The 3,001-nt window shown below is 55.7% G+C and carries 1 rRNA gene; it reads right to left on the bottom strand.

Going from position 1 to position 3,001, the window contains the following annotated elements:
- Positions 1 to 180: 180 nt before the first annotated feature.
- Positions 181 to 2,938 (bottom strand): 23S ribosomal RNA (locus AV929_RS10475).
- Positions 2,939 to 3,001: the final 63 nt, after the last annotated feature.

Below are 3,001 nucleotides of genomic sequence, written 5' to 3'. Positions count from 1 at the left end.
TTCGGGATGGGTACGGGAGGCAACCCCACCGCTGTGGCCGCCTAACGTCGAGTCGTGGAATCGAACCACGAAAGTACCAGTCTCGATCAACTTTTCCACCGTGTGATTACGTGCGATCCAGTTTGCGCCTGGACTCGTTCAGCGACGAGTAAATCGTCGGTGAATGAGTCACAGTGCGTATGAATGATGGCTTTGGTCTGTTAGTGCTCGTGGGCTTAACGTCTCGTTACCTCGACGCGCACACCCCGAGTCTATCGACCGCGTCTTCTACGCGGGACCTCAGCGGTGTCTCTTTTCCAAGTGGGTTTCGAGCTTAGATGCGTTCAGCTCTTACCCCGTGTGGCGTGGCTACCCGGCACGTGCTCTCTCGAACAACCGGTACACCAGTGGCCACCAACCGTAGTTCCTCTCGTACTATACGGTCGTTCTTGTCAGACACCATAACACACCCAGTAGATAGCAGCCGACCTGTCTCACGACGGTCTAAACCCAGCTCACGACCTCCTTTAATAGGCGAACAACCTCACCCTTGCCCGCTTCTGCACGGGCAGGATGGAGGGAACCGACATCGAGGTAGCAAGCCACTCGGTCGATATGTGCTCTTGCGAGTGACGACTCTGTTATCCCTAGGGTAGCTTTTCTGTCATCAATTGCCCGCATCAAGCAGGCTAATTGGTTCGCTAGACCACGCTTTCGCGTCAGCGTTCCTCGTTGGGAAGAACACTGTCAAGCTATCTTTTGCTCTTGCACTCTTCGCCGGGTCTCTGTCCCGGCTGAGATAGCCATAGGGCGCGCTCGATATCTTTTCGAGCGCGTACCGCCCCAGTCAAACTGCCCGGCTATCGGTGTCCTCCTCCCGGAGTGAGAGTCGCAGTCACCGACGGGTAGTATTTCACTGTTGACTCGGTGGCCCGCTAGCGCGGGTACCTGTGTAATGTCTCCTACCTATGCTGCACATCGGCGACCACGTCTCAGCGACAGCCTGCAGTAAAGCTCCATAGGGTCTTCGCTTCCCCCTGGGTGTCTCCAGACTCCGCACTGGAATGTACAGTTCACCGGGCCCAACGTTGGGACAGTGAAGCTCTGGTTAATCCATTCATGCAAGCCGCTACTGATGCGGCAAGGTACTACGCTACCTTAAGAGGGTCATAGTTACCCCCGCCGTTGACAGGTCCTTCGTCCTCTTGTACGAGGTGTTCAGATACCTGCACTGGGCAGGATTCAGTGACCGTACGAGTCCTTGCGGATTTGCGGTCACCTATGTTGTTACTAGACAGTCCGAGCTTCCGAGTCACTGCGACCTGCTCCGTTCCGGAGCAGGCATCCCTTCTTCCGAAGGTACGGGACTAACTTGCCGAATTCCCTAACGTTGGTTGCTCCCGACAGGCCTTGGCTTTCGCCGCCATGGACACCTGTGTCGGTTCTCGGTACGGACANNGTTTCCCATTTCGTCATAGTCGAGTTGCGGTATGACTTAGGACCGGCTAACCCTCAGCTGATCAGCAGTGCTGAGGAACCCTTATCCATTAGGCCGTCGGGGTTCTCACCCGACTATCGCTGCTACTATGGCCAGGATTTTCGTCACGCATCGGTCCACAGGAATTCTCATCCCTGCTTCCACCCAATGCGAGCGCCAATCTACTCGATTACCAGTATGAGTGGTACGGACAGGTCTCGGTGGTGGATTTGAGTCCCGATCATTTTGGGCGCCTCAAACCTCGGCCGGTAAGCTGTTACGCTTTTCTTAGAGGGTAGCTGCTTCTAAGCTCACCTCCCGGCTGTCTAGGGCTCGAGACCACCTTCAGAGGATTACACTTAATCCACACTTGGGGACCTTAACCTATCTCTGGGTTGTTCCCCTCCTGGTACACAGGCTTACCCCGCGCACCGGAATCCCCGCGTCAAACAGCGTCTGTAGGTTTGGAGTTTGACAGGTGTGCCGACTCCTCTCGGAGGCGGACACACCAATCGGTCGCTCTACCCCACAGACTACCTCGGCGGAGGTCATGCTTCGACATGTTTCGATTGGAACCAGCTGTTGCCGGACTCGATGGGCCTTTCACCCCTACACATAGATCACGAGAGGGTATTGTAGGACACCAACTCTAACAGACTTCCACGTGCCTTTCGGCACGCTTCATCTTGTCCATGCGTAGATCGTCCGGATTCGGGTCGTGTCCACATGGCTCCCCGCGCTTGAACACGGCGGCCCTCGGGCAAAGCCCTGCGGCCATGTCGGTTTCCCTGTGCCTCCCCGGATACTCCGGTTAGACTTGCCATACAGACACACTCCCTGGCTCGTTTTTCAAAACGTACGACAGAACATCGGCTTCCCGTGAGTCTTACTGGAGACTCGCGTCTCGGTCATTCGTCATGGGACCTTGTATGCCCTGTCGCTCGATCGCCAACTGATTTCATGCTCTATTTCGCCTCCCTTCTGAGGGTACTTTGCAGCGTTCGTTCACACTACTTGTTCACTATCGGTCTCAGGTTGTGTTTAGCCTTCGCAGTCGATGCCTGCGTTATTCGCGAGGGATATCCAACCCCCGCTACTCTGGCACTACCGCACAGCGTACTGGTCTCGAGTACGGGGTTGTCACCCTGTATCACGCTCTGTTCCAAGAGACTTCGTCGAGACGGTCGGCTGATGAGAGGTAGCCCGGACACCACATTGCCCGTGAGGGCTTCGGTTTGGGCTGTATCGCGTTCACTCGCGGTTACTGACGACATCACGTTGCGTTTTCTTTTCCTCCCGATACTGAGATGTTTCAGTTCTCGGGGTTCCTCATTGCGCGAAGCAATTGTTAGAGAGATTCTCATTCGGAAATCTGTGGTTCTTCGCCTCCGTGCGGCTCCCCACAGCTTATCGCAGCTTGGCACGTCCTTCATCAGCGCCTGAGCCGAGCAATCCACCAGCTGGCATAGTAGCCAACGTCGTTGTGACTCGTTCAACTGAACGAGTCCAGTGGACGCCTGGATCGCACGTACACACGGTTTCATA

This window comes from Haloarcula sp. K1, from assembly GCF_001647155.1.
Taxonomy (GTDB): Archaea; Halobacteriota; Halobacteria; order Halobacteriales; family Haloarculaceae; genus Haloarcula; species Haloarcula hispanica.
This window is presented reverse-complemented; position numbering and strand designations above follow the sequence as displayed.